Origin of the sequence: Aquimarina callyspongiae, assembly GCF_034322225.1 — a bacterium.
Taxonomy (GTDB): domain Bacteria; phylum Bacteroidota; class Bacteroidia; order Flavobacteriales; family Flavobacteriaceae; genus Aquimarina.
In genome coordinates this window covers 177,462-202,655 of the sequence record NZ_JAXLPA010000004.1, presented here as the reverse complement: position 1 = coordinate 202,655, position 25,194 = coordinate 177,462, and the positions used below count along the sequence as shown (strand labels likewise).

Below are 25,194 nucleotides of genomic sequence, written 5' to 3'. Positions count from 1 at the left end.
TTCTAAAGCTAAGTTGAATATTAGTTTTAATAAGATCCTAAAGATTGTTTATTTGTCACCTTCCAAGTATCGAGTTCCTTTTTAAGTATAAAAAGTACTTCATCTCCTATAGCTTTACCACCTTTATGATTTTTATTTCTGACAGCAGTGTTCATTAAAATACATTTTTCTGATTCTGAAATAGTAATTAAACTAGAAAAGTTATATGAAATGTATCTTCCATTTTCTTTAATTTTTTTTTGATCTAAAATAGATTTTAATGCTTCTTGTAATTGGTTGCAATCAGAATAATCTGTTGATAATACATTTTTAAAGGACACAATGTTTTTTGTATCATATATGTCTAGTCGTTGTATTATATCAACTACCGATTTTGTAGGAGTATAACCAACTTCAATTTTAACCGCTTTTTTTTGATAGAGCTCCAAATCTTTAAAAACTAAATTATACAATGCTATTTCTGTACAATTGCTTTTTTGTCCATTACAGAAGAAAAAACTTGTAAACACTATTGTAAAAACTATAATTCTTTTCATTTTCAATGATTTAATTATTAAAACATATTAAGATTACCATCCAAAATTTCGTAAAATTATTCCAACATTAGATCTCCAAACTGTATCTCCAAAAACAGCTTCTTCAAAAAGAATGCCAGCTTCATTTTCTTCGATACGATCCTCAAAAAACTCGTTACTCCAAAAATTATTTCCATAAACTGTATCACCAAAATGAACATATTCATGTAGAATGGTAACTGCAATTAGAAAACCGATTTCTTCCCTAAATGATTCACTGTTTTTTAAGTTTTCTATGTCGTTAACAAGGTCAATATCTATTCTTAAAATGTTTTTTTCTTCGTCAAGCACATGTCCAAGGAATAATCATTTTCCTCCATTAAAATGAAAATAGCTCTGACTTGCTGGTTAGATTTTACTGCTGATGGAAATACGTTCTTTGTTTCTAATGCTATAGAAGCTGGATTAGCATCCTATAGTTTTAATAACGGAACAGTGACTTTATTAGATCAAACTGCTGCTCAGGGAACCGGTACGGGAGGAGCGGATAACGGTCCTGATGCTTTTGCAAGTACAGATGGATGGATCGATATGTGGATCTCTGATGATGGACAGTTCTTGTATCAATTATATGGTTTAGATGGTACCATAGGAATTTACAGAGTTAATGGTCAAAATCTAGAATTTATCGGAGAAGAATCAGGAAATCTTCCAGATACTAATACCCAAGGTATTGTAGCAATATAATAATAGTTGTTTTATTAATTATTGTTTTTCCCCGAAGCCAGGAGAGTGTGGTATCTCCTGGCTTTTTTTTATATTTATTATATGGTCATTAAAAAAGCAATTATGCTATTTGACAATGCCCCCAAAAACAAAAGAATTCCTCGTATTCGAAACCAGGTATTGAACTTAATACATCACAATCTGAATGACTATAACATATCATACCCGTGTTTCCTCCAGTAATAGATTTTTGCTCTTTTTTATTTAATACTTGAGCACCTTTTAATTGCATTAATTTTTTCATTTTTTTAGAAATTAATTGTTTTTAATAGTGTTGCAAACGTTTTAAGACAGTTGCTGTTTTCTGTCTATTTCCAATTAGAAAAATTCCTGACTTTTAGATTTTATCCCCGTTTGTTCAAAAAAATAATGTTCAATATTTAGGTAAATGAACATATAGAAAGTGTGACAACGTTTCCGTTTATAATTCTTTCTACACCACAATTTCCAGAACAGCAATCACTATCTTCTGTACATTTTCTAGCTACGTTTTGACAGCCATAAGTACCTCCTTGAATGGATTTTTGATGTTTCTTTTTTAGAACTGTAATTCCGTTTATGTTTAAAATTTCATGAATCATTTTTTGACGTTTTAAGTTAGAAATACAATGAAAAAAACTAAGATTGATTCTTAGAATGATAATATTTAATCTATTTGCTCAAAACAACGTCCAAAGGAACAACGCCCGCTACAAAGACTAAGACATTGATCACCATAGTATGTTCCAGCTTTGATAGTTTGTTGTTCTTTTTTGTTTAATGTTGTTACTCCTTTTAAATCTAAAATGTTATTAAGCATGATTATATGTTTTGATTACCTACTCTGTATATAAGGTTTTCGGTTACCCCTTGATCAAAATCATTCGCTAAGGATGTTTTTGATTCTCACACTAAAGTAGATGGTAACCAGAGGTATTAAAAATGAAGTATGACCATTTTGAACAAAATAGCCATAAAAAAACCCTGCACTTTGGCAGGGTAATATATGTTTTGAAAAAATAAATTTATTTTTCGTTATAACAATAATCGATTATATGACCATTTTGTTCATAGACCGCACTAGTTAAAACAGAACTTCCTCCTTCTATCTTTTTCATAGAATCAGTGCTGATCCTTGCTATTCTTAGTTTCTTTAGATTGATTCTCGGTTGTCCTTCTTTTTTCATCTTAAAAATATTTAATGGTTAGTTAAGTCTTTTTCAGTTTTACAAAATCAAATTGAAATAAGACAATGTATTTCGTTAGAAATATATTTTATTCTTAAGAGTATTAATAATCATACATGGCTAAATTGTTTAAAATAGTCATGAGTTATACATTGATCTTATCGCTTACATTCTGTTTTTCAAGATGTTTGATATAATAAGATGGATTGATGCCTGTTTTTGCTTTAAAATGCTTTACTAGTGAATAACTACTCTTATATCCAACCTCAGAAGCGATGGATTGGATAGAAAATGATCTGAATTTTTTATCTTCCTTTAATCTTTTTAAAACGTAATCAATTCTAAGATCATTTATGTAATCGGTAAAGTTTTTCTCTTTGTGGATGTTTATTACTTTAGATAGATATGTTGCATTGGTTTTAAGTTTTTTGGCCATTGACCTTAAATTGCACTCAGATTTTAAAAAATATTCCTGAACTTCAAGTTTTTCTATCCCTTTGATAATTTCATTGATTTTTTGATCATCGATGATTACTTCTTTAGATGACTCTTTTTTATTACTAATCGAGTGTTTGGAAGATTCTAAATCATTAATTTCTTTCACCAATTTATCAAACAAAGTTTTATTAGATTTTTGCTTTTTGATGTAGATAAACACAATACCAATTAATGCTGTTGAGGTAAGCAAAAGAATCCAGAATACTTGTTTTTTTTCCCCTTGATCAATAATTTGATTTTCTTTAAGACTCGTTATTTCTTTTTGAAGTTTATTTGTTTCTTTCTCGTGAATAATATCTACGGTTTGATCTTTATCTTTTTGATAAGATTCATTTAATGTCACATATTTGCTACGCCAAAGATTTGCTTTTTCGTATTCTTTTAGCTCATTATAACAATTGGCTAACAATAAATGAGATCGAATAGCTGGAGGTTTAAAGAGATCATTTTCTTCAAAATTATTGATACTATTTATTAATATCTCAACGGCTTGATCATAACGTTTTTGATGATAGTAACAAGAGGCTATAAAATAATTAGTGTTAATTATAGGAAAGGATTTATTTTCAATCTTTTGCTCTGATAGAATATCATTGGATTTAAATAAAAAAGTTAGAGACTCATTATATTTTTTTTGATAAAAATATACCATTCCTTTTTTAATATATAAATCCAAAATTGCTTCTTTGTACTTTAGCTCTTTACTTACTACTAATGCCTTTTCTATATAATGTAAAGTAGAATCATACTGTTCTTTAGCTAGATATATTTCACTAGTTAGAATTAAAATACTCGCATGCCCTCCTTTTTTATGAAGATTTGTATTTGGGATTAATTGAAGTGAACGATGTGCTGTTTTTAGAGCTCTATCTAATCTGTTCATTCTTTTTAGAATAACAATGAGTCCAGAATTAGCTTTAATTTCAATTTCTTTATAACCTGTTAACTCATTAGTTTCTAAGGCTTTTGAATAAGCATTAAGAGCGTCTTTATTTTTTCCATCTCTTAAATGCACATGACCTTTTCTGGTATACACAATTGATAGTAAAGAGTCATTATGTAATGCCTTAATTAGTTGTTCTGCTTTATTATAATAAGACAGGCTTTTTTCATATTCTTCTTCTCCATAAAATATATTTGCCTGCTCGATATACTCCAAAGCATCTTGAATATCATTATCCTGGGCAGAAACAAAGAAAAAATTTAGTAATGCAATAAATAAAAAGAAATTATTACTTAACAAGGTGTTACGAATTATCATATTGATAGGTGTGTGTATTGTCAAAAATAAGTAAACTTTTATTTTTCTATACGTTACCTAATCAATACGAGGTGCATTAGTTAACAATAATTTCTTTTTAGAAAGGAAACAATATTTATTAGATTAACTATTCTAACCACTCTTTAAAATCTTTTACTCGTTCTCTTGCAACAATAATTTCTTGCTCATCAAAATGATTTAGTTTTATTTTAAGCCTGGAGTTGGTATAAGAGATAATATCTTTGATAGCGTTGATATTTACATAAAATTTACGACTTACCCTGAAAAATTGCTGTGGATTTAATTCTTCTTCTAAAGATTCGAGTGTAGAGTCTATTAGATAGTTTCGATTTTCATTAGTATGTAAATAAGTACCTTTATTTTCTGAATAAAAGCATTCAATGTTTTCTACAGAAAATATTTTAAGATGTTGCCCTACACGAGCGGTATACCGTTTTTTATAGGTTCGATCTATCGGATTGACCAATAATTTCTTGATATCTTCAAAATCTACCTGGATTTGTTTTTTCTCAGGTAGTTGTTCTTTATACTTTTTTATAGCAGCTTCAAGCTCATCATCATCAATTGGTTTTAACAAATAATCAATACTATTTAGTTTAAAGGCTTTTAAAGCATATTCGTCATAAGCAGTAGTAAATATTATGGCGCTTTTAATCGCTACAGTATCAAATATTTCAAAAGATAAGCCATCACTTAATTGTATGTCAAGAAATATAAGATCTGGATGTTCATTATTGCTAAACCACTCAATAGATTCACTTACAGAATGTAGCATTGTATTTACTTTTAAATCCAGGTCACCAAGCATTCTATTGAGTCTTCGTGCTGCGGGTTTTTCGTCTTCAATAATTAGTACGTTCATTATTTAATAAAATATGGATTTTATAATTGCACTTTTTTTCCTGCTTTCCAAACAGTATTTATAGTTTTTATATTTTTGATGTTTTCTATTGGATTTTTGGTGAGTAGAAGCATATCTGCACTGTATCCTTCTTTGATATACCCTAATTTTTCCAATTTAAAACGATCAGCAGGATAGGAGGTAGCTCCTTTTAAAACATCTATATTAGGAACTCCAGCTTCTGAGATTAAAATTAGTTCTTTATAAAGATCAGTTCCATGATTAATATTAGCATTAGGAGGATCGGTACCTGCTAAGATGGGAACTCCTGCATCATATAATTTTTTAACTTCTTTTTTGAGAAATTTTTCCTTTTCTAAAACTTCCTGATCGGTTTTTTTTAAAAATACCTTTTGAACCAGAACATTAGTTAGTAGGGTTGGAATAACAAAGAAATCTTTGTTTTCGGTTAGTTTTTTAAGTTGTACTTCTGTAATTGCTTGATCTGTCCAGATATGTACAAGTCCATCAGCATTATTGTTTAATACCTCATAGGCATCAGCTACTTTGGATATGTGTACTACTACTGTTTTGTTGTTTTCATGTCCTTCTTCTATAATAGCTTTTACGGTTTCATGAGATAATGTAGGTTTCCAGGGTTCTACAATAATTTTTATATGATCAACATTGGCTTTTATACGATCTTCTATAAATTGCTTAGCATCTTCAGGCTTAGAGAGTGTTGGTACAGGAAAGCCATATTGAGTACCATGCCCTTCTGGTGCTGTTGCAGCATATCCAGCAACATAAAAACGAGCGTAATTAGTTGAATCCCGTAAAGCTTTCATCATTCCTTGATAAGGTTCTACGCCGTGCATATCTAAAATATTTAAGACTCCCGCTTGAGCAGCTTGTTTTAACGCTGTTGGCGCCCAGGCATGTACATGGGCATTGGTCATTGCTGGCATCAAAAATTTTCCAGTCCCTTCAATAATAGTGACGTTAGCTTTTATAGTTTTGGCAATTTTGACAACCGTACCATTTTCAACTAGTACAGTAGTTTTTTCAATTACTTTTTCGCCATCAAATAAAGTTACATCTTTTACAACAAATGATTCTTGTGCTGTAAACCCGGTAACCCAAAATAGTATGATAAGATTGATGAATGTTTTCATCTGTTTGTATTTATTGTTTTTTAATGGTCAAATAGAATCGCCATGTAATCATATCAGTGGGTATCAACCTGATTGTTATGGCTTATTTCATATCCTGATTGTATTTTACTTACTCCCAAAGCTGTTTGTCATTATCCTCTTCTTCCATATATTTTCTGATCTTACGTTCTTCCCAATCTTTATTATACATAGGGTTAATTCCAAATGCTTTGACTGCATGAAATGCTAATCCAATTCCCCAACCAAAAGCGGCCCATAAAAACCATAAATATCCATTCCAACTCCAGCCAAGAGTATAGTAATTTACAAATGCAAGAAAGCCAATAAATATGATGTAAGAAATTAAGTTATTATAAAATTTCTTAAGTTCATCTACACGTTCTTTTGCACGTTCGTATCTTTTTTGTTCGTTATAATTTTCCATGATGATTAGTTTTTATTTAAATGATTGATGAAATAGTGTTTGATTTTATTTTAAGAAATCATCCTCTTCTTCCATGATTTCTTTGATCTTGCGTTCTTCCCAATTTTTACTAAAAAAAGGATTTTTACCAAAAACGCCTATCCAATGAAAAAATAATCCGATTCCCCATAAAACAGGAGTGATTAAAATGCTCCAGCCTGACCAATCAGTATAATCACGACTACTAAAGTCTAGATTAATAAATAGTAAAAAGACGTTTACAATAATATAGGCAGTTAAATGACCATAAAACCCTTTTTCTTCCTGCACCTTTTTTTTAGCACGTTCATATCGTCTTTGTTCTTCTGCATTTCTCATAGTATACATGGTATTACTTAGTTAATTTATTTGCTGATTTTAGTTTAAGGAATTATATCATCTTCTTCCATAATCTTCTTAATCTTTTTCTCTTCCCAATTGTTATTGAATAAGATGGTTTTTTTAAATGCCCATAACCAGTGAAAAAATAATCCAATTCCCCAGGCAAGAGGAGTTATGATATTACTCCAGTTCCACCAGATTCTAAAATCTTCGTTATTAGCTTCAGGATCAATTAAGATAGCTAGTCTTTGCTTAAAGAAGAATAGAGCGAGATTTATTACTATATAAACAACAATATGTATGTAAAACCCTTTTTCTTCTTCTACTCGTTTTTTTGCTTTTTCGTATATGATACGTTCGTTATCACTATTCATAATCTTTTCTTTTAGATTCGGTCATATATTCTTTAATTTTTTTCTTTTCCCAACCTTTTCCAAATATTGGGTGATAATCAAAGGCTTCTGCATAATGAAAAAATAATCCCATACCCCATCCAGCCGTAGGGAAGATAAACCAAGGAATGTCAAACCCGGTTGTTTTATAATTGATAAATATTAAAAACGGTATTACAATACAATAGGAAGTAAGGTTACCATAGAACTCTTTCATTTTTTTTACTCGATCTTTAGCTCGTTCGTATTTTATACTTTTTATGCTTTCTATATTTTGTGAAATTTCCATATCGACAAATGTTATTTTTTTTGTTAGTATTGGAAGCTTTGCGATAAAAGCTTTTCCTGTTTTATATACTGTAAATTCTCTTTTGGTTAGTAAAGCATATCGCTGCTGTACATTACCTAATCCAACACCACTACTTTGTTTTATAACTTCTTTGGGTTGAAGGTTGTTCTCAACAATCAGAAACCCATCTTCTTCATAGATTTTAATATGTAATGGTTTTTCTGGCATCACTATATTATGCTTTATCGTATTTTCTAGTAATATTTGAAGCGAAAGAGGAACTACTTTTGCTTCTGGATTAGAGGATTTTTCGGGAATATCAAAAATGATACTATCCTCAAAACGCAACTTTACCAAAGTCATATAAGTTTTTGCAAAATTTAGCTCTTCATCTATAGTAACCAATTCCTTATTTTTTTGTTCTAAAACATATCGATATACCTTTGAAAGCGAAGTGGTGAATTTTTGCGCCATTCTTGGGTTTTCCTCGATAAGTGATGTTAGTACATTAAGACTATTGAATAAAAAATGAGGATCTAATTGGTTTTTTAACGCGGCAAACTTAGCAGAAGCGGTACCAGCAATTATTTTTTGTTCTGTGATTTTTTGCTTTTGCAGTTCTTTGTAAAAATAGAATGCGTGAAAAAATAATGATATTATAGTTGTAAACAAAAGAGGAAAAAGATAATCTCCTGGCGATTGACTCTCTAAAAAATCAACGGTTGTTTGTTTTTCTAATATTATTACAGCAACTAAATATTCACAAAATGCATACCCAAGAATAGTAACTACTATAGCACCACCAGCTCCAATAAATAGTTTTTTTAATCCTTGATCTTTCCAACTATAACGTTTATTAATAAAACCAAAATATGTAGAGTTTAATACTGTTAGAACAGTTGAATATATCAGTGCAATGCCCCACCATTCAATCGAGCTGATTCTCCCTATTTTAAAACCTGAAAAAATAAAATTAATGAGACCTACTATTACGGTGACTAACAGGATAGCAATAACAAGTAACTTTATATTTTTAATGTTTTTCATAAGGATTGCTTTTGTTTCTTATTTTGAAATGTAAGGTGAATTTTTAGTTATTGTATATACTACACCTAATAAATTCTTATTCACAATTTTTTTGAATCCTCTCTACTTGATCCATACCCCAATCTGGATAGAAAGGTGTATCATTGTCAGATTCTTTTTCAAAGTACAAGATAGCTTTTTCTATTTCGGGACAAAAGTCTTTAGGGTCCTTTCCCCAGAATTTTGCACCACCCATTTTCCATTCGGCATGGTATAATGTTGCTCTTGGGTTTTCTGGCTCCAAAACTTTAGCTTGTGTATAAAGAGCTTCGACTTTTGCAGAATGTGTCATCCCATAAACAGAGGGATTAGAGACTACATAAGCAGTATTAAGCATAGCTTCCATAATCAAGATTTCGGCATTATCTTTTGAGAAGATTTTGGCTTCGTTAAGATAGTTCTGTGCTTTTTTTAATCGTAGTTCAATTTCTTCTGCATCTTTGATCATAAATGTGGTTATGATATGAACCTGTGCTGCATAATAATAAGGTAACCAATTTTCTTTTTCGGCTTTTGCAATTCGTTCAAATAAATTGATTGACTGATCAACTTCTCTGTTTTTCCACAATTCAAAAGCTTTATTCATTCCTTTCTCATATGTACTCTGTGCTTGAGTGATTGAGATAGTAAAAAAAGCGAATATGATTATTATTTTTTTCATAGTTTGTTGATTTTGATTTATAGTGTAAATATCATCAGAACACCTGTGTCTTTAAAGTATTTATGACCGAAGTGTATTTTTTTTAGGATGAAATGTAACCGATACAATAACTGGTGTTTTATAAATATGAAGATTTATAATTTGATGTTTTGAATTGCTTTATTATCTGATAAAGTAAATTTTGCATCTTCCCATTTAGGAGGACCAAACCTTCCTTTTGCATTATTACTAGTTCCGTAAGGTTCTGTAGGAATACCTAGAAATGTGTTAATTTTTTTGTTACCGTCTTTATCATGGTATAATGATATTCCATATTCTCCCTCTGGGACATTATCAAAATAAACCTGTACCTTTCCTTTAACAGCTTTTACATTTATAGATTTATAAGGTTTACCTAAAAAACTTTCTTTATTGTTGTATAATCCAATTTGTAAAGTACCTGTGTCAGATTTGATATTTGTGATATTAACTTCTATGACGTGTTTTGATTCTTGAGCTGTACTTATTGTAGTAATTATGATAGTTAATACTAGTATACATATTGATTGTATGGTTTTCATAGTCGTTTAATGTATTTAATGATTATAAATTATCTAATTGATTATCAGTTTTGTTATCGCTTATGGTCCAAAAGAACCCTACAATGAAAAAACTATCTGCTGTTGGTCGGATTGCACGCCTTGCAAAATCACCGTTTACATTAGGAGTATTGGCATATTGATAGTTGAAAACGTTATTAAATCCAAGTACGTTAGAAACAGAGAAGTATAGAATTTTTTGTTGACTAAGAAGATATGCCCAACTAAAATTAAGGCTATTGTAGGTTTTGGTTTTTTGATTTTGAAATACACCGGTATTTGGATCATTATATGGTCTTCCTGAAGCAAAATTATAAGTACCACTTACTAAAGATTTCCAATCCGGAATCCAATACTTTGTTACTAGAGAAAGATTGTGTGCCGCGGCAAAATTGGGTGTTGCTTTTGTAGGATAATTTCTGTAGTCACGTTCAGTTTTAAGATAAGAGTAGCTCATCCAATATTCTAAATTTTTAAAAGATTTGTTATCTCTCCAGAAAATATCTAAACCTGTAGCGTATCCATCGCCATTACTATTGTAAAGACTATTGAAAAGAGGTTGATTAGTATCAAATTTAACAAGGTTGTCATAAGATTTATAATAAGCCTCAGCTCTTAATGTTCTTCCGTTATTTTGATATAAATAGTTCAAGATATAATGTGAAGATTTTTCTGGGTCCAGAGTACTGTTATATTTTAAAACATCTTGTTGTGGAGCTTGATAAAAATCTCCATATGCTAGAGATATTTGTGAGGTAGAGGATGTTTTATAGGCTAATGAAGCACGTGGAGAAATTTTAGTATACTCTAATAAACTATTATGAACTCCTCTAATACCAACTTGCATAGCTAGTTTTTTGCTAAAGAATATATTAGCTTCTGTAAATGCTGCCGTACTATTATTTTTATAAGAAGTCGGGAAGGTTTCAAAATTAGGATCATCGGCTTCTTCAGTAAAAGAGGTTATAAATTGTTCTGCTCCAAAACTTAGTTTAAATCGATTACTAAACCTCTTTTTTAATTTTACTTTTCCGTGAAAACTATTATCGTCATTATCAACGACAGTGCTGTTGATTTTTATATCATTGTGGTCATTAGCAAAACTTATCCCCGAATTGATGGACCAATCATTTCCTAAACTTCCTTTATAAGAACCGTTCATATATAAATTTCTATTCGTAAGCCCAAAATTGATTCCATCGGGAACGTTTATATCTTCTTGGATAAGCTCAAAATCTGTGTAATTAAGTCCTCCATAAATTTTTAATAACCCATTATTAAATTTATGACGGTATACAGCTTCTCCAGATAATGACTCAAATGGTTTTATCCAATCTACTCTTTGAGATATAATTTCTTGATATGGTTTTAGATTAAGATAAAAAGCATTGATGCTTAAGGAGTTATTTTTCCATTTTTGTGTATTTCCAACACCAAGCCCCACACTAATAAAGGATAGATCAGTTTTTTCTTGTTCTGGTTCATCGATAGTATTTAATAATAATACGCTTGATAGAGCATCACCATATTCTGCAGAGTAGCCTCCAGTAGAAAAGTTGGTGCCTTTGAATAGAAAAGGAGAAAATCGTCCTCTAGTAGGTATGTTATTTGCGGTTGCACTAAAGGGCTGAAAAACGCGTAAACCATCGATAAAGACATTCGTTTCATTGGCATCACCTCCTCTTACAAATAATCTTCCATCTTCAGCCACTGTTGAGGTGCCTGGTAATGTTTGAAATGCTCCAATATAATCTCCAGCGGCTCCGGCTGTGGTTACAATATCTAATGGGTTTAATACTGAAGCTTTGCTGTTATCTCCGGCAGAAAAAGTTCCGGCATTTAAAATTACACTTCCCAACGAATTTACATCCTCCTTAAGTTTTATTTGTAAATCATTCATTTGGGTTACAGAAGTAGTTAAGGAGTACGTTTCAAAGGAGAGAAATGAAATAATTAAAGTTTGCTCTCCTGTTTCTGATGTGATAAATGAAAAATTTCCGTTATCATCAGAAGAAGCTCCATCGTATGTTCCATCTAGATATATATTGGCTCCTGTAATTGCTATTCCAGAAGGATCTGATACTTTACCACTGATAGTAGTTTGCGCTTTTAACGAACTCAAGATAAATAATACGATGATGGTAAGTGTAGATTTCATGTAATACTGTTTTTTTAGTGATTGATGTAGCAAAGGTGTCATAAGGGCTAAAAAATTGAAATTGAATCTTACTCAACTGTAGAAAATAGAGGATGGATTGCAAATAAGAAGAAATGTTATTTTAAACAATAAAATATGTAGAATACTGTATTATAATATATTTTCAATAAACACTTAAAATTCAGGTATTTCCCCCCTTTACTTTATGTTTTTAATTGTAGTACTTTGATACTTCGTTCTTAAAAACAGCACATTATGGCAACGACCAAACCTAAACCCAGTTATGTGATTCATAATATCCATACACATATTTTTACAATGGAGTATATACCCAAATATTTTATGAGTAAACTATTTCCTACTACTTGGGCAAGAAAGAGATGGGTGGCTAAATTGGGACAGGCAGTGGCAAAAAAGACAATTAATCGCTATTCTGCTTTTTTTTATTCCGCATTAAAAAAATCACAAGAAGAAGCTTATAAAGAATTGAGAGAGTATTATCCCAGTACAGCTAAGTTTGGAGTACTCTCGGTAGATTTTGATTATATGGGAGCTGGTAAAGCCAAGTATGGTTTTATAAAGCAAATAGAAGACCTTGCCGCTTTAAAAAGAAGACCTGAGTATAAAGATAATTTATTACCTTTTATATGTGCAGATCCTAGACGTGATGGGTTGTTAGATTTGGTAAAAGAGTATATCGAAGAACATGATTTTGCAGGAATTAAGTTATATCCAGGACTAGGATATTTTCCTACAGACAAGCGGTTATATCCAGTTTGGAGGTATGCAGAAGAACATCAGATACCCATAACTACGCACTGTATTCCTAAAAACAAAAATCATTTTAGAACAAAGATCACCAGTGAAATGATTTTACAAGCGAGACAGATCAAGACCTTTGATGAAAAAGAAGCAAGAAAGCAGTATGATTTTGCTCAATACTTAAATCATCCACATTGGTATCGTGAACTACTAAAGGATTTTCCAGATTTAAAAGTTAATATTGCTCATTTTGGAGGAAATGAAGAATGGGATAAATATTTGGATTCTCCTAAACTTAGCAAAGATCTTGATCCTGAGTACCTGGCTGATGCAGAAGATTGGTATTCTCAGATAAGAGATTTGATAGAAAAACATAAAAATGTGTATAGCGATATCTCTTTTACAGTTTTTGATGATAAACTATATCCTTTACTTAAAAACCTTGTAAATAGTCATTCAAGAAAACCAAATACGTATCCTATTAAAGAGAAAGTACTGTTTGGTACTGATTTTTATATGTTGCAAAAGGATTATAGAGAACGTCGTTTTGGTATTGACTTAAGAGGATATCTTACAGATGACGAATATTGGCTTATTGCAGAACATAATGCAAAGAAGTTTTTACAAACCAAATTTCCTTAATATATACTAGATATTAAGGTTGGTGTTTTGAAATAGGTTAATATATAATCATTTGGTTGTCAAATAGTTTACTATTTTGCGGTTGTAAATTTATCAAACAACATATGAGAATTGTATTATTATTGGTGACGGTTTTAACTGCATTTGTAGGAAATAGTCAAGAGATTACGGTAATCTATAAGCAAGAAATAAAGACTGTTGATATTTTAAGTATTGATCCTGAAAAACCGGGTGAGTCTGTCTTTACCTATAGGAAAGAGTATCGAGATAACGTTTTAAGAATAGATGATAAACGTTCGTTATACTATCCTATGAATGAGATTACAAATGATAGTATATCTCAGCAAACTACTATTGATGGAGTTACTAATACAAATAACTACATTAACGCTAAACAGTATTCAGTTATTTATAAGGATATTGATTCAAAGACCAAAGTGAGTTCTATTCATACACATTTTTTAAATAGACCCGAAGATGTTTTAATATCAGAAAACCTTAAAGAATATGACTGGACTCTTACTGATGAGACAAAAATTATTAAGGGATATTCTTGTAAAAGAGCCTTTTATAATACCACCGGACTTAATGGAGAAAAAAATGTCATATCAGCTTGGTATTCAGAAGATATCCCAACTAATGATGGTCCCATAGGTTATTGGGGATTACCAGGTCTTATTTTAGAGATTCAATCAAATAATTTAAACATTAAAGCTGATAAAATCACCTTTGATATAGGTGGTTTTATAGTCTCTCCTCCAACCAAAGGTAAAAAAATGACAAGAGAAGAAATGGGAAATAAAGAGATGATGGAGTTTCTTCAAAATTAAAAGAAGAAAACTATACCCTTTCTATTCCATCTGTTTTATTTTTGAAAGGTCTCACGATTAATCGAGCTGCTTTATCATAATTGATATAGTTGTAGGTCCAGTTAAAAAATGTAACGAATCGATTTCTAAAACCTACCAAAAACCATAAGTGAATAAACATCCAAACAAACCAGGCAAAGAAACCACCAAATTTAAATTTACCTAAATCAACCACTGCTTTATTTCGGCCGATGGTTGCCATAGAACCTTTATCAAAATATTTAAAAGGAATCATCGTCTTTCCTTTCAAATACAATTTTAAGTTTTTGGCTAGGTGTTTACCCTGTTGTATTGCAGGTTGTGCTACCATAGGATGACCTTTAGGATAGGCTTCAGTTTCCATTATGGCAATATCTCCAACAGCAAAAATATTGTCATATCCATTGACTTGATTAAATTGATTGACTTTATATCTATTAGCTCTTGGGATTAATGATTCTGCTTGGATCCCATTTACAGGCGCTCCAGTCACTCCGGCGGACCAAATAAAGGTTGCTGTTTTTATCTCCAGATCTGTATTTGTAGATACAAGATTGTTATCATAATTTGTTACTTGAGTACTTAAATGAATATGCACCCCCATTTTTTTGAGAAACTTAGCGGCTTTTTCTGATGCATTAGTACTCATAGGTGGTAAAACCCGGTCAGCACCTTCAATTAAATGAACTTCCATATCACTAAAATCCATATCAGGATAGTCTTTAGGGAGTACATTAAGCTTAAGTTCTGCAATACCACCTGCAAGTTCAACTCCTGTTGGACCTGCTCCAGCCAGTACAAAATTGAGAAGTTCTTTTCGCTTTTCATGATCAGTAGTAATAACTGCCTGCTCCAGATTTTCTAACATTAAACTTCTAAGGTTTAATGCTTGTGGAAGATTCTTCATACGCATCGCATTGTTTTCGATAGCTGTATTGCCAAAGAAATTGGTACGAGCACCTGTAGCAATAACGAGGTAGTCGTATGATATGCTTCCGATATTTGTATGGATTTTTTGATCATCAGGATCAATAGACGCTACTTCGGCCATTCTGAAATAGGCGTTTTTACCTTTTTTTATAATTTTTCTCAACGGATAAGCAATAGAATCAGGCTCTAATGAAGAAGTTGATACTTGATAGAGTAGTGGTTGAAAAGTGTGATAATTGTGCCTGTCTAATAGCACAAGTTGCACCTCTTCTTTAATCATTTTTCTGGCTAAAGAAACTCCGCCAAAACCACCACCAATAATTACCAGTCTGGGTAGATTACTACTAGGTATATTCATATGTTGTATTGTTGTTTTACAAAGGTAAAATGATAAAATAATATACCCTACAGAAATACTATAAATCTTATAGGTAAAATCAACATTGTTATAAGTGTTTACCCTCTTTTTTGAAATACCGGATTTACAGTCTTTTATTCATAATAGAATTACGTCATCTTTGATAAGTCGGCATAGAGGGGAAACCGAAAACCAAATAGAGTAGGTATTACAATAAAATAGATTTAATATGGGACTTTTTGATGATGTTTTATACCCAAATAATAAAGAACGATACCATAGAGTAGAAGAGGTAGCCAATGATATTGCTTCTTTAACGTATGATGTATCTTCTACTTTTGATCGGATACAAAAAAAGGCAGAAGAGGTAAACGAACGATTTTCTGATCTACTGGCAATACTTGGCGAACCACTTCCAGAATTAGAAGAAGTTGAGTTTGAGTTTGAAGGTGTGAAAGTGGCTTTTTATTTAGCAGAGACTGTTGTAGGGATGTTAACTTTTTCTTTGGCATATAAAGCACTAGGAAAAGCGGCGGTAGCTTATTTATTAAGAAAAGGAGCTATTGGACCAGCAGCACTTTCTCGATTGGTGGGCTTTCCTAAATGGATAACTCTAGGGCGTGTAGCTGGAGGTATTGCAGCAGTAGTGGTAGGAGAACTTATAATTTCTGCAATACAAGGAGCTACCACAAGAGCAAATCTTAGAGGAGCTATTAATGAGATACTACCTCCAAGAGTTGACCTTAAGCATAAAGCACTTATCAATGCAGATACATTCTTATCATTAAGTACACTTGCTGCTTCTTTTGAAGTATTAAAAGAATTGGGAGAATTTGATATTGAAACTTTAAGAAAACTCTACGAAAGCCTGGCCGAAAAGCATAAAGAAAGAATAGAGAACATAACATATGGGGATGCGCTTAGAGATTTAGCTAGTTTAGATAGATCCAGAGGATCCTGGACCAATGAAGATCCTGATATAGACTCATCAGAAACCAGAAAAATGAAGTTGACTTCTGGAGGAAAACCTATTGCTGAAAAAATAGAGATGCCTTTTGAAGCTTATAGAAACCCAGTAGTATACGATACCATTGAGGTGTTAACGACAATAGGCTATAAGAAGGAAGATATCCAAAAAGCACTTTTAAAACAATAGTTATGGGAATTTCAGATTGGTTTTATCCTGATAACCCTAAACGAGAGCGTAGAGCAAAAGAACTGGCAAGTGATTGTGCAAAATTGGTTAGAGAAGCCAAAAAAGATTATGATCAACTAAAAACTTATACAGGAAAACTTAATGAAAAAGTAATTAAGTTATTTCAAGATATCAGTAAAGAACCTCCTGATTTACAAAAGGTGCAATATCAAATTGAAAAGCATAAGATTAGTTTTGATCTTCAACATAGATCTATGATAGAAATCTTTAATATGCAACCTGTAGTAAATGCTATTCAGACAAGTTCGGCTGCATTTCTATTAAGTAATAAAAAACTAAGTGCATCTGTATTTAATACTATTGTTGGACTTCCTACTTACCTGGTGTTTAATTCGGGTTTAGAACTTGTAAAATTTGTAATCAATGATATTATAGGCATTTTTACAGGTGAGAAAAGAGCAAGATTGCGGAGAGTTTTACAAGAAGCAGGTAAGGCAAGAGTTAAACTTAAAGTTTCTCAATTAGTCAACAATGAAACACTTGTTTATATTCGATCTATTGAAAATGCACTTGATGCTTTGACAGAAGTGGGATATGATCCAGAAGATATTAATGCTGTTTTTATAAAGAGTTCTGAAAAAGAAAAGAACAAGATTTCTAAGATTAATGGAAAACAGGCAATCAAGCAACTCAAAAGTTTAGATAATAAACGAGGATCTTGGATTAAAGAAGGATAAAAAATTATTTAAATTGATAAAGTAAAACCATTACATATTTTTTGTGATGGTTTTTTTGGGTTTTAAAAAATAAAATTGAAGCTTTGATTATAAGTGATCTAATAATTTTATTATCAGTTGAATAGTGTGTTTTGTGTTTTGATTTTAGAAGAACTAAATACATAAAAAATGAGCAATATTGATTTTTATATGTAACAGAAATGTTTTTATTACTACATATAAGATGTAACTTACTAATGTGAATAAAGAATTAGAACATAGTTTTGTAACCAATCTTGAGCAGAATCAGAATATTGTGCATAAGGTATGTAGGATTTATACCAGTGACCCTGATTCGCATAATGATCTGTTTCAAGAAATTACAATTCAGCTCTGGAAAGCATATCCAAAATTTAGAGGAGATGCCAAGTTTAGTACCTGGATGTATAGAGTTGCCTTAAATACAGCAATTACTTTGTATCGAAAATCTAAACGAAGTATAAAAACTTCGGATATCGATACGATGAATTTCAAAATGAAAGCTGAAGAATATGATGATGAGGTGGAGCAACAGCTTAAACTGATGTATAAAGCAGTTAAACAGCTTAATGATATTGAGAAGGCATTGGTTTTTCTTTACCTCGAAGATAAATCATATAGAGAAATTGCAGAAACTATGGGAGTTACAGAGGTAAACGCAAGAGTGAAAATGAATCGTGTAAAAACGAAATTGAAAAAAATATTAAATCCGTAAGTATGGATGAATTAGAATTGCTAAAAAAAGATTGGAAAAAGCAGGAAGAAGGACTTCCTAAGCTTTCTTATAATGAAATCTACAAGATGATCTTAAAGAGATCTTCTTCTATAGTAAAATGGATTTTTATTATAAGTATGCTTGAATTTTTACTGCTTGCCGGTTTGGAAATTGTAGGAAGAATAAATGGGAATTTATATAAAGGATATGAAGAGATCGGTCTTGGTAAGAATTTCAACATATTTCTTTCCATTTTATCTTTTTCGATATTAATCTTTTTTATGACAAGATTCTATCTTAATTATAAGAAAATTAGAGCTACAGATTCTGCAAAAGTATTAATGAAAAATATCCTTAAAACTCGTAGGACTGTTAAATACTATGTATTTATAAACTTATCATTACTTGGGATGATGTTGTTTTTTGTATTTGGATACTTGGTGTTTTACAGTCCTGAGTTTCAGGAATTACAGAGCTCGTCTGGAGATACAGTCCCAAAAGCAGTTCTGGCAACATTATTATTCTTTGTAGCAGTTTTTATAGTATTTGTTATTGGATTGGTATACTATCTGGTATATGGCTTATTAACTAGAAAACTAAAAAGAAACTATAAAGAATTAAAAAACTTAGAAGTTTAAATTATTTATTCTCGTTAAATGCAGAAGGTAATAACTGAGGGATAAACTTTACTAATAATGGTAATAATAAACTTCCTCCTGGAAGTATAAATATGGCCAGTGATGGTATCGTTTTACAAATGTCAAGTAATTGTTTTTTGACTTGCTGTTTTTCTTCTTTGGATAAATCTCTTACGGTAGATTGACCTAGTAAAACCATAAGATCTTTACTTTCAGAAATTTCTTTAATCAATCTCTTTTTATTTCGCAATACTAAAACGCTTACTGTACGAGATGTTTGTTTGTAAAAATGTAGAGCAGGATGCGAGTAATTAAAGAAAGAAATATCTTCTTTATGTTCTTTTATAAAAGAATGAACGGCTTTTACCGATTTAGTTACCAGAGATTGTTCTAGATTTAACTCTGCTCCCAAAGCACTAATAAAAGCATGTTCAGATTTATCTAATTCTTCATCATTCCACACAGCAAGACAAGTAAGATCCAGAATATACCTTTTTACAAGTTCGTCTGTATAGTAACCAAGTTCTATCTGATCAAAACAAGGTTCTTCTTCAGCGGATACTTCGGTGTAACGTACCGAAGAAGCAAATAACTTAACTAATAACTCATCATGATCATCCTTTTGTTGTTTGGAGTTTAAAGCCAGAAAAACTGTGTTTGTTAAAGTCTCTTCCAACTTAGAAGCATATTCAATAGGGTTTTTATCATGAATCAGATAATGCTCAAACGCTAATACATCTATAAATAAAAGTGCATTAGTAAGTAAGTGACTGAAATTCTTCTTAAAAATAGACTCGTTTGTCTGAATACGAGTATGAATAATCTTTTCTAATTTTTCACTTTTACTAGTTGCTAATGCATTGATAAAAGAAAAAATAGATTTTTTAGTATCGAGAAAATTATAAAAATGTGTCAATGCTTCAATACAATCTTCTTTATGAGCATTTTCTATGGTATCGTAATAAGTTACGACCAGAGCTGTAAACAAATTAATTTTTGTTCGTTCTTCTTCAGAATATTCAAGATCTGAATCCTTATGGAAGATTGTATGAATTGAGGTACCATAAATAAAACCTGCCTTTTTTAGATCTGTATATAAATGATCTAAAGATAACTCCATAAGATGTGGATCATTATCCAGATCTCTTAAAAATTTATCAATCCAACCAGAAGTCGAAGGGTTCATTGAATTACGGTTTGTTACAAAGTTAGTTTTATTTTGACGATGTCCGACTTTGAAAAGTTGTTAAAACGTTATCAAAGAGTAGCCCAATATAATACCGTAGTATTATTTATTCTGCATAGGCTAATATTAAATCAATGATGATAACACTTTTTTACTGCATTTATTTTTTAACTTTTTTTTAACAACTCTGTCAAAACCACCTTTTAATAAGGCTCGTATGTATTGGCGTAAACTTTTAAAATTAAAAAAAATGAACAGTATTAAAAAAACAAATGTAATTATCCTTAGCGGTCTATTTCTTATAGGAATTGTATTAACAGCTGCGGATCATTTAGATGCACCTGCGGTTAGAGGCACAACTGCAGATATAACAGATTTTTATGCTTTTGAAGGTGCTAATTCTGATAATACAGTTTTTGTAGCAAACGTACAAAGCTCACTTGCGCCAGCTGGTAATTCAGCAACTTTTGATGAAAATGTTTTGATAGAAATAAATATTGATAATGATGGAGATTTGATAGAGGATTTAATTATTCAAGCAATTCCAAGAAACGATATCATGTATTTCTTTGGTCCTTATCAACCATCTGCAACTGGTTTAAACAGTACAATCGATGAGAATACTCAATATTTAGGACAAGTGGCTATAAGTACTGGAGCGAGCGCTACAACTTCTACAGCTAACGGGATCTCATATTTTGCAGGATTGCGAGAAGACCCATTCTTCTTTGATTTTAATCAATTTAACGCGGTAATAGGAGGAATGGCGCCTAATGGATTTAATAATCCCGGAAATGATGATTTTGACGGAACCAATGTACTGTCAATAGTACTTGAAGTTCCTAACTCATTATTAGGAGGAACATTTAGTCACCCTGCAGGAACAGGAGTAGAGGTCTTTAACACTTGGGTTGAAGCAAAGAGAAAACAATAATCGGATAACTTTTTAAAACATAAAAAATATAAATATTATGAAACTGAGTAATTTAAAATATATAGTAGCTACTCTTATATTAACCTTTGGTTTAACAAGTTGTAGTGATGATGATGATACAATTGGTATTGTAGATCCTGTGGTGGATTTCACTGGAACATTTTCACAGGAAGATCAAATGGGGCGACCAGGAATCAATACAGTATTGAGTGGTACATCAACAATTAAGGATAATTTTAATGTAACAATTCCGTCTCAACAAGGAGCGCAGTTCCAACAAGCATTTCTGGACCAGGCAGTGGCATTACATGCAGCATTCGGAGCGCAATATGAAACTAATATTCTTGGATTAGATGCTGTTACTTTAACTACAATTTTAGCTTCAGATGTATTACAGGTAGCTCCGGGAGCACCCACAAGCTATTTTGATGGTACCAATGTATTAACAGGTAGAACATTGACGGATGATGTGATCGATATCTCGTTAATACTTTTATTTGGAGGTCAAAATGGAGATCGATTTAATGGTCAGGATATTGATAATGATGGAACTCCTGATCTACCGATTTTGGTTACTGATGGAGTAAGTGCTGCAGGAGAAACACCTTTAAACGTCTTTCCATATTTAGAACCACCGCACAGTTTATAGTTTATAAAAAAGCAATGATGAACTAAAAAGCAATGATGAACAAAGTGTGATTATTTGTCTTGGCTGAGCCTGCCTTATGATTCGTTAGGTACATACAAGAGTATCAGAAGCTAGTCCTCAAATAGACTTCGATAGCCTTGTCTGCCTTAAGAGCGGGCTCAGATAGACAAATAAAAAATTAAAAAACTATCAAATTTCAAAAACAAAGAACAAATGCGATTATTCAATATCATATCCATATTTATTGTTGGTATAACCCTTATTTCTTGCCAACAGAACAAAAAAACAATAACGAATTCTAAGGATTATAGTGAATACCTTCAGAATGATGATAAAAAAACAACTAAAGAAGCAGAACAAAGACTTCAGTTTTGGAATAAAAAGATTAAGAAAGATAGCATACAAATATCTGCTATGGCACCTGCTGCAGAAGCTTACTCACAATTATTTCAATCTTCGGGAGATATTAAATACTTAAAATTAGCCGAAAAACTTTTGACCAAATCTGCAAAAGTAGCAGCTATTAAAAAAGAAGGATATCTTTTGGCTCTTGCACGAAATTATATTTCTCAACATCGTTTTTCTGAAGCAATGAAAGCGGCAGAAGCAGCCTTTATGCTACATCCTAATAAGGCTTCTAAAATGGTTTTGTTTGATGTCTCAATGGAATTGGGAGATTATACAAAAGCACAAAAGTACTTAGAGCAAATCACCAATCATAGTGATTACAATTTTTTGATTCGATTGGCCAAATGGAGTGATTATAAAGGTAACCTAGATGCAACCATACGATATATGGAAAAAGCAAAAGATATCGCAGAGCGTAGTAAAAAGAAAAGCTTAATGCTGTGGTCATATACCAATCTAGCAGATTATTACGGTCATGCAGGTAGAATTAAAGAATCCTATGAGCATTATTTAAGAGCCCTTCAAATAGATCCATCAAATGCGTATGCTAAAAAAGGAATTGCCTGGATCGTTTATTCATATGAATATAATCCAAAAGAAGCATTGAGAATTATTGATGCGGTTACAAAAACATATAAAAGCCCTGATTACTTTTTATTAAAAGCAGAGATAGCAGAGTTTCAGAAGGATGGCGCAATTAAAAAAGCATATTTAAAAAAGTATACTAACGCTGTTCAAGATCAGCGCTATGGTAAGATGTATAATGCATATAATGCAAAGATACTAGCTGAGGAATACGAGGATTATGATAAGGCATTACAAATAGCAAATGAAGAGGTTGATAGCAGACCAACACCAGAGTCATATGATTTATTAGCATATATCTATTATCTGAAGGGTGAAAAGGAAAAAGCTTTATCTATTGCTATGGAATACATCGTTAATAAAACTTATGAGCCAGAAGCAAATTATCACATTGCAGAGATTTATAAAGCTAATGGTCTAACGGAGAAAGTTGATCCTCTTAAAAAAGAACTAATAGAAAGTGGTTATGAATTAGGACCGATAACATTAGAAAAGATTAAAAATCTATAAACATTTTTATTCAGATAATACCTCAGAGATCATGAAACTGTTTTATATACATATTATATTGTTATTATTTGGTTTAAATGTTCAGGCGCAGATTCAGACAGTACCTAATATTTCGCAAGAAACATTTAGATCTCCAATAATAAAACTTGAGCAAACAGATTATAATTCTGAGTTTCATTCCTATACATATCAAGACGGATTACTGTCAATAGATCCCACTGAAGATGAGTTCGTGATCAGTAATACTTTGGGGTATGCAATGAATAGATTTGGAAGAATACATAAAATATATGAGATAGGGAAGTGGAGGATAATACCATCAATCCAGGTGGATTATTTTCTAGATCAGAAGAATGTAGCTTTTTCTAAAGAATCTTCTTTTAATGTAACTAATGTTTCAAAAATAAAGCTGTCATATGTATTTAATAGTAACGTGGAGTTTTATATAAATTCTGGTTTTGGACTCAATAATCAGCAAAATGAAATAGGAGGTATTTCAAATAGAAATCAATTAGTACAAAAGGGGTATGGAATTGATATTGGATTACAGTGGTCTCCAATTTCTAAATTACGGTTGGAATCCGTTTTATGGTATTTTGACTTAGATAAAGAGTTCAACTATATAGATGATGAAGGTTTAGCTGTATCCAATGGTTTTTTTAAAAGATCTGGTTTAGATTTTAATGCGGAATATCAGATTAATGAAAAGCTAGCTTTAAATACGACAATTGCTTATGCGATTAATAATGAATCAGTCTCTTATTTATCAGAGTTTTCTGCAGAAGGAAATATCGAGATAAGAGATATTAAAAACTTTTCGGCAAGTATTGGGTATCGATATTTAGATCAAAGTAACACTACATATAAAGCTTTGGTAACAGATATCGATATCAATTATACTTTTAAGAATTTCACCTTTGGTGTAGCCGTGCAAAATTTACTTAATACACCTTGGTCAGAACCTGAGTTTGCTACTGCTGTTAGGTTAACCAATGGTTATGAATCTACAAGAGGAGTTTATTTTACTCCAGATGATGCTTTTTTCTTAGAAGCGGGAATATCATATAGTTTTTGAGTTTTGTTTTTTGATGTTGTTAAGAAAAGCTTGTTTGCAGGGGCGCAAACAGGCTTTTTTTTATTTTATTAAAATCCCCTCTTGTCAATAAAGAATAAAAATATCTTTTACTTTTATGAATCATTAAAATAGAAGAGTTATTAATTCTGTAATGGATAAATAGGTGTTAATGGATAAAACAAAAATTGCAATTGAGATTTTTGACAATTTTGCCCAAGAATATCAGGATAAATATATGGATCAAAGTATGTATGAAGATTCATTTAATGTATTTTGCGATTTGATATTTAAACAACAAGCAAAAGTTTTAGAAATAGCTTGTGGTCCCGGTAACATTACAAGGTATTTATTAAAAAAAAGACCGGATTTTAAAATCCTGGGTATTGATCTGTCTTCAAAAATGATTGAATTGGCAAAAATCAATAATCCGACTGCTCATTTTCAAATTATGGATTGTAGAAAAATCAAAGATATTGATCAAAAATATGATGCTATAATGTGTGGTTTTTGCTTACCCTATCTGGAAAAAGAAGATGCCAAACAACTTATATATGATGTGTTTGACTTATTAGAAAACAATGGAGTTTTTTATATAAGTACGATGGAGGATGATTACAATAAATCCGGGCTTGAAGGACCAAGCTCTGGTGGAGAACAAAAGATGTATATTCATTATCATGAAGAAGAATATTTAATAGAAACGATCAAGAATAGTGGTTTTAAAATAATGGATGTGCGATATAAGGATTATCCTGAAAAAATAGATTCTTCTATGAGAGATTTACTAATAATAGCAAGAAAGTAATAGTTTTTTTAATAAGAAGAATAAAAA

General features: G+C 31.3%; 30 protein-coding genes. 12 read left to right on the top strand and 18 right to left on the bottom strand.

Going from position 1 to position 25,194, the window contains the following annotated elements; translation table 11 throughout:
- Window positions 1-26: 26 nt before the first annotated feature.
- Window positions 27-536 (bottom strand): hypothetical protein, encoded by a 510-nt coding sequence (locus U0D62_RS17380; protein WP_322288597.1) that lies wholly within the window; start codon window positions 534-536, stop codon window positions 27-29.
- Window positions 537-569: 33 nt separating this feature from the next.
- Window positions 570-866, bottom strand: a complete 297-nt coding sequence (locus U0D62_RS17375; protein WP_322288596.1) for a hypothetical protein — start codon at window positions 864-866, stop codon at window positions 570-572.
- Between the two features lie 33 nt (window positions 867-899).
- On the opposite strand from U0D62_RS17375, the gene U0D62_RS17370 reads away from it, so the two are divergent.
- Window positions 900-1,262 (top strand): lactonase family protein, encoded by a 363-nt coding sequence (locus U0D62_RS17370; protein ID WP_322288595.1) that lies wholly within the window; start codon window positions 900-902, stop codon window positions 1,260-1,262.
- Window positions 1,263-1,362: 100 nt separating this feature from the next.
- Here U0D62_RS17370 and U0D62_RS17365 read toward each other — a convergent pair whose 3' ends face one another.
- From U0D62_RS17365 to U0D62_RS17300, 14 genes are all read right to left on the bottom strand, one after another.
- Entirely contained in the window at window positions 1,363-1,545 is a 183-nt protein-coding gene (locus U0D62_RS17365; RefSeq protein WP_322288594.1) for a hypothetical protein, read from the bottom strand.
- Between the two features lie 136 nt (window positions 1,546-1,681).
- On the bottom strand, window positions 1,682-1,882 hold the full coding sequence (locus U0D62_RS17360; RefSeq protein ID WP_322288593.1) for a hypothetical protein: 201 nt from the start codon (window positions 1,880-1,882) through the stop codon (window positions 1,682-1,684).
- A gap of 65 nt (window positions 1,883-1,947) precedes the next feature.
- The gene (locus tag U0D62_RS17355) at window positions 1,948-2,100 is read right to left on the bottom strand and encodes a hypothetical protein (RefSeq protein WP_322288592.1); all 153 of its coding nucleotides are present in this window, start codon (window positions 2,098-2,100) and stop codon (window positions 1,948-1,950) included.
- Window positions 2,101-2,305: 205 nt separating this feature from the next.
- Window positions 2,306-2,467 carry a hypothetical protein gene (locus tag U0D62_RS17350; protein ID WP_322288591.1) on the bottom strand — a complete coding sequence of 54 codons (162 nt, stop codon included), beginning with the start codon at window positions 2,465-2,467 and terminating at the stop codon, window positions 2,306-2,308.
- Window positions 2,468-2,612: 145 nt separating this feature from the next.
- Window positions 2,613-4,226, bottom strand: coding sequence for a tetratricopeptide repeat protein (locus U0D62_RS17345; protein WP_322288590.1), 1,614 nt, complete (start codon window positions 4,224-4,226; stop codon window positions 2,613-2,615).
- 127 nt (window positions 4,227-4,353) lie between these two features.
- Window positions 4,354-5,109 (bottom strand): LytR/AlgR family response regulator transcription factor, encoded by a 756-nt coding sequence (locus tag U0D62_RS17340; protein ID WP_322288589.1) that lies wholly within the window; start codon window positions 5,107-5,109, stop codon window positions 4,354-4,356.
- Between the two features lie 20 nt (window positions 5,110-5,129).
- Complete coding sequence (locus tag U0D62_RS17335) at window positions 5,130-6,263, bottom strand: amidohydrolase family protein (RefSeq protein ID WP_322288588.1); 1,134 nt, start codon at window positions 6,261-6,263, stop codon at window positions 5,130-5,132.
- Window positions 6,264-6,372: 109 nt separating this feature from the next.
- The gene (locus U0D62_RS17330; protein WP_322288587.1) at window positions 6,373-6,687 is read right to left on the bottom strand and encodes a 2TM domain-containing protein; all 315 of its coding nucleotides are present in this window, start codon (window positions 6,685-6,687) and stop codon (window positions 6,373-6,375) included.
- A 45-nt stretch (window positions 6,688-6,732) separates the two neighbouring features.
- The gene (locus U0D62_RS17325) at window positions 6,733-7,044 is read right to left on the bottom strand and encodes a 2TM domain-containing protein (protein WP_322288586.1); all 312 of its coding nucleotides are present in this window, start codon (window positions 7,042-7,044) and stop codon (window positions 6,733-6,735) included.
- Window positions 7,045-7,088: 44 nt separating this feature from the next.
- Window positions 7,089-7,421: a 2TM domain-containing protein gene (locus tag U0D62_RS17320; protein ID WP_322288585.1), complete on the bottom strand. Its 333-nt coding sequence runs from the start codon at window positions 7,419-7,421 to the stop codon at window positions 7,089-7,091.
- On the bottom strand, window positions 7,414-8,775 hold the full coding sequence (locus tag U0D62_RS17315) for a 2TM domain-containing protein (RefSeq protein WP_322288584.1): 1,362 nt from the start codon (window positions 8,773-8,775) through the stop codon (window positions 7,414-7,416). Before U0D62_RS17315 ends, U0D62_RS17320 begins: the two co-directional genes overlap by 8 nt.
- A gap of 76 nt (window positions 8,776-8,851) precedes the next feature.
- Window positions 8,852-9,475, bottom strand: coding sequence for a hypothetical protein (locus U0D62_RS17310; RefSeq protein WP_322288583.1), 624 nt, complete (start codon window positions 9,473-9,475; stop codon window positions 8,852-8,854).
- A gap of 134 nt (window positions 9,476-9,609) precedes the next feature.
- Entirely contained in the window at window positions 9,610-10,035 is a 426-nt protein-coding gene (locus tag U0D62_RS17305; RefSeq protein WP_322288582.1) for a DUF2141 domain-containing protein, read from the bottom strand.
- Between the two features lie 22 nt (window positions 10,036-10,057).
- The gene (locus U0D62_RS17300; RefSeq protein ID WP_322288581.1) at window positions 10,058-12,211 is read right to left on the bottom strand and encodes a TonB-dependent receptor; all 2,154 of its coding nucleotides are present in this window, start codon (window positions 12,209-12,211) and stop codon (window positions 10,058-10,060) included.
- A 255-nt stretch (window positions 12,212-12,466) separates the two neighbouring features.
- Here U0D62_RS17300 and U0D62_RS17295 point away from each other — a divergent pair, with 255 nt between their 5' ends.
- Window positions 12,467-13,615 carry an amidohydrolase family protein gene (locus tag U0D62_RS17295; protein ID WP_322288580.1) on the top strand — a complete coding sequence of 383 codons (1,149 nt, stop codon included), beginning with the start codon at window positions 12,467-12,469 and terminating at the stop codon, window positions 13,613-13,615.
- A gap of 104 nt (window positions 13,616-13,719) precedes the next feature.
- Entirely contained in the window at window positions 13,720-14,445 is a 726-nt protein-coding gene (locus U0D62_RS17290) for a GLPGLI family protein (protein WP_322288579.1), read from the top strand.
- Window positions 14,446-14,455: 10 nt separating this feature from the next.
- On the opposite strand, the gene U0D62_RS17285 is transcribed toward U0D62_RS17290, so the two are convergent.
- Window positions 14,456-15,751, bottom strand: coding sequence for an NAD(P)/FAD-dependent oxidoreductase (locus tag U0D62_RS17285; protein ID WP_322288578.1), 1,296 nt, complete (start codon window positions 15,749-15,751; stop codon window positions 14,456-14,458).
- Between the two features lie 229 nt (window positions 15,752-15,980).
- Between U0D62_RS17285 and U0D62_RS17280 the strand changes: the two genes are divergently transcribed.
- From U0D62_RS17280 to U0D62_RS17265, 4 genes are all read left to right on the top strand, one after another.
- Complete coding sequence (locus U0D62_RS17280; RefSeq protein WP_322288577.1) at window positions 15,981-16,907, top strand: hypothetical protein; 927 nt, start codon at window positions 15,981-15,983, stop codon at window positions 16,905-16,907.
- Window positions 16,908-16,909: 2 nt separating this feature from the next.
- A complete protein-coding gene (locus U0D62_RS17275) occupies window positions 16,910-17,644 on the top strand; it encodes a hypothetical protein (protein WP_322288576.1) in 735 nt (244 codons plus the stop codon).
- 238 nt (window positions 17,645-17,882) lie between these two features.
- Window positions 17,883-18,377 (top strand): RNA polymerase sigma factor, encoded by a 495-nt coding sequence (locus tag U0D62_RS17270; protein ID WP_322288575.1) that lies wholly within the window; start codon window positions 17,883-17,885, stop codon window positions 18,375-18,377.
- Between the two features lie 2 nt (window positions 18,378-18,379).
- Window positions 18,380-19,015, top strand: a complete 636-nt coding sequence (locus U0D62_RS17265; protein ID WP_322288574.1) for a hypothetical protein — start codon at window positions 18,380-18,382, stop codon at window positions 19,013-19,015.
- Window position 19,016: 1 nt separating this feature from the next.
- Here the strand turns inward: U0D62_RS17265 and U0D62_RS17260 are convergent, their stop codons facing one another.
- On the bottom strand, window positions 19,017-20,201 hold the full coding sequence (locus U0D62_RS17260) for an LETM1-related biofilm-associated protein (RefSeq protein WP_322288573.1): 1,185 nt from the start codon (window positions 20,199-20,201) through the stop codon (window positions 19,017-19,019).
- Between the two features lie 259 nt (window positions 20,202-20,460).
- Between U0D62_RS17260 and U0D62_RS17255 the strand changes: the two genes are divergently transcribed.
- The 5 genes from U0D62_RS17255 to U0D62_RS17235 all read left to right on the top strand — a co-directional run bounded on the left by U0D62_RS17255 (window position 20,461) and on the right by U0D62_RS17235 (window position 25,167).
- Window positions 20,461-21,135, top strand: a complete 675-nt coding sequence (locus U0D62_RS17255; RefSeq protein ID WP_322289103.1) for a DUF4331 family protein — start codon at window positions 20,461-20,463, stop codon at window positions 21,133-21,135.
- A gap of 37 nt (window positions 21,136-21,172) precedes the next feature.
- The gene (locus tag U0D62_RS17250; protein ID WP_322288572.1) at window positions 21,173-21,784 is read left to right on the top strand and encodes a DUF4331 family protein; all 612 of its coding nucleotides are present in this window, start codon (window positions 21,173-21,175) and stop codon (window positions 21,782-21,784) included.
- 213 nt (window positions 21,785-21,997) lie between these two features.
- The gene (locus U0D62_RS17245) at window positions 21,998-23,287 is read left to right on the top strand and encodes a tetratricopeptide repeat protein (protein WP_322288571.1); all 1,290 of its coding nucleotides are present in this window, start codon (window positions 21,998-22,000) and stop codon (window positions 23,285-23,287) included.
- A 31-nt stretch (window positions 23,288-23,318) separates the two neighbouring features.
- On the top strand, window positions 23,319-24,362 hold the full coding sequence (locus tag U0D62_RS17240) for a hypothetical protein (protein WP_322288570.1): 1,044 nt from the start codon (window positions 23,319-23,321) through the stop codon (window positions 24,360-24,362).
- A gap of 169 nt (window positions 24,363-24,531) precedes the next feature.
- Window positions 24,532-25,167: a class I SAM-dependent DNA methyltransferase gene (locus U0D62_RS17235; RefSeq protein ID WP_322288569.1), complete on the top strand. Its 636-nt coding sequence runs from the start codon at window positions 24,532-24,534 to the stop codon at window positions 25,165-25,167.
- Window positions 25,168-25,194 lie beyond the last annotated feature (27 nt).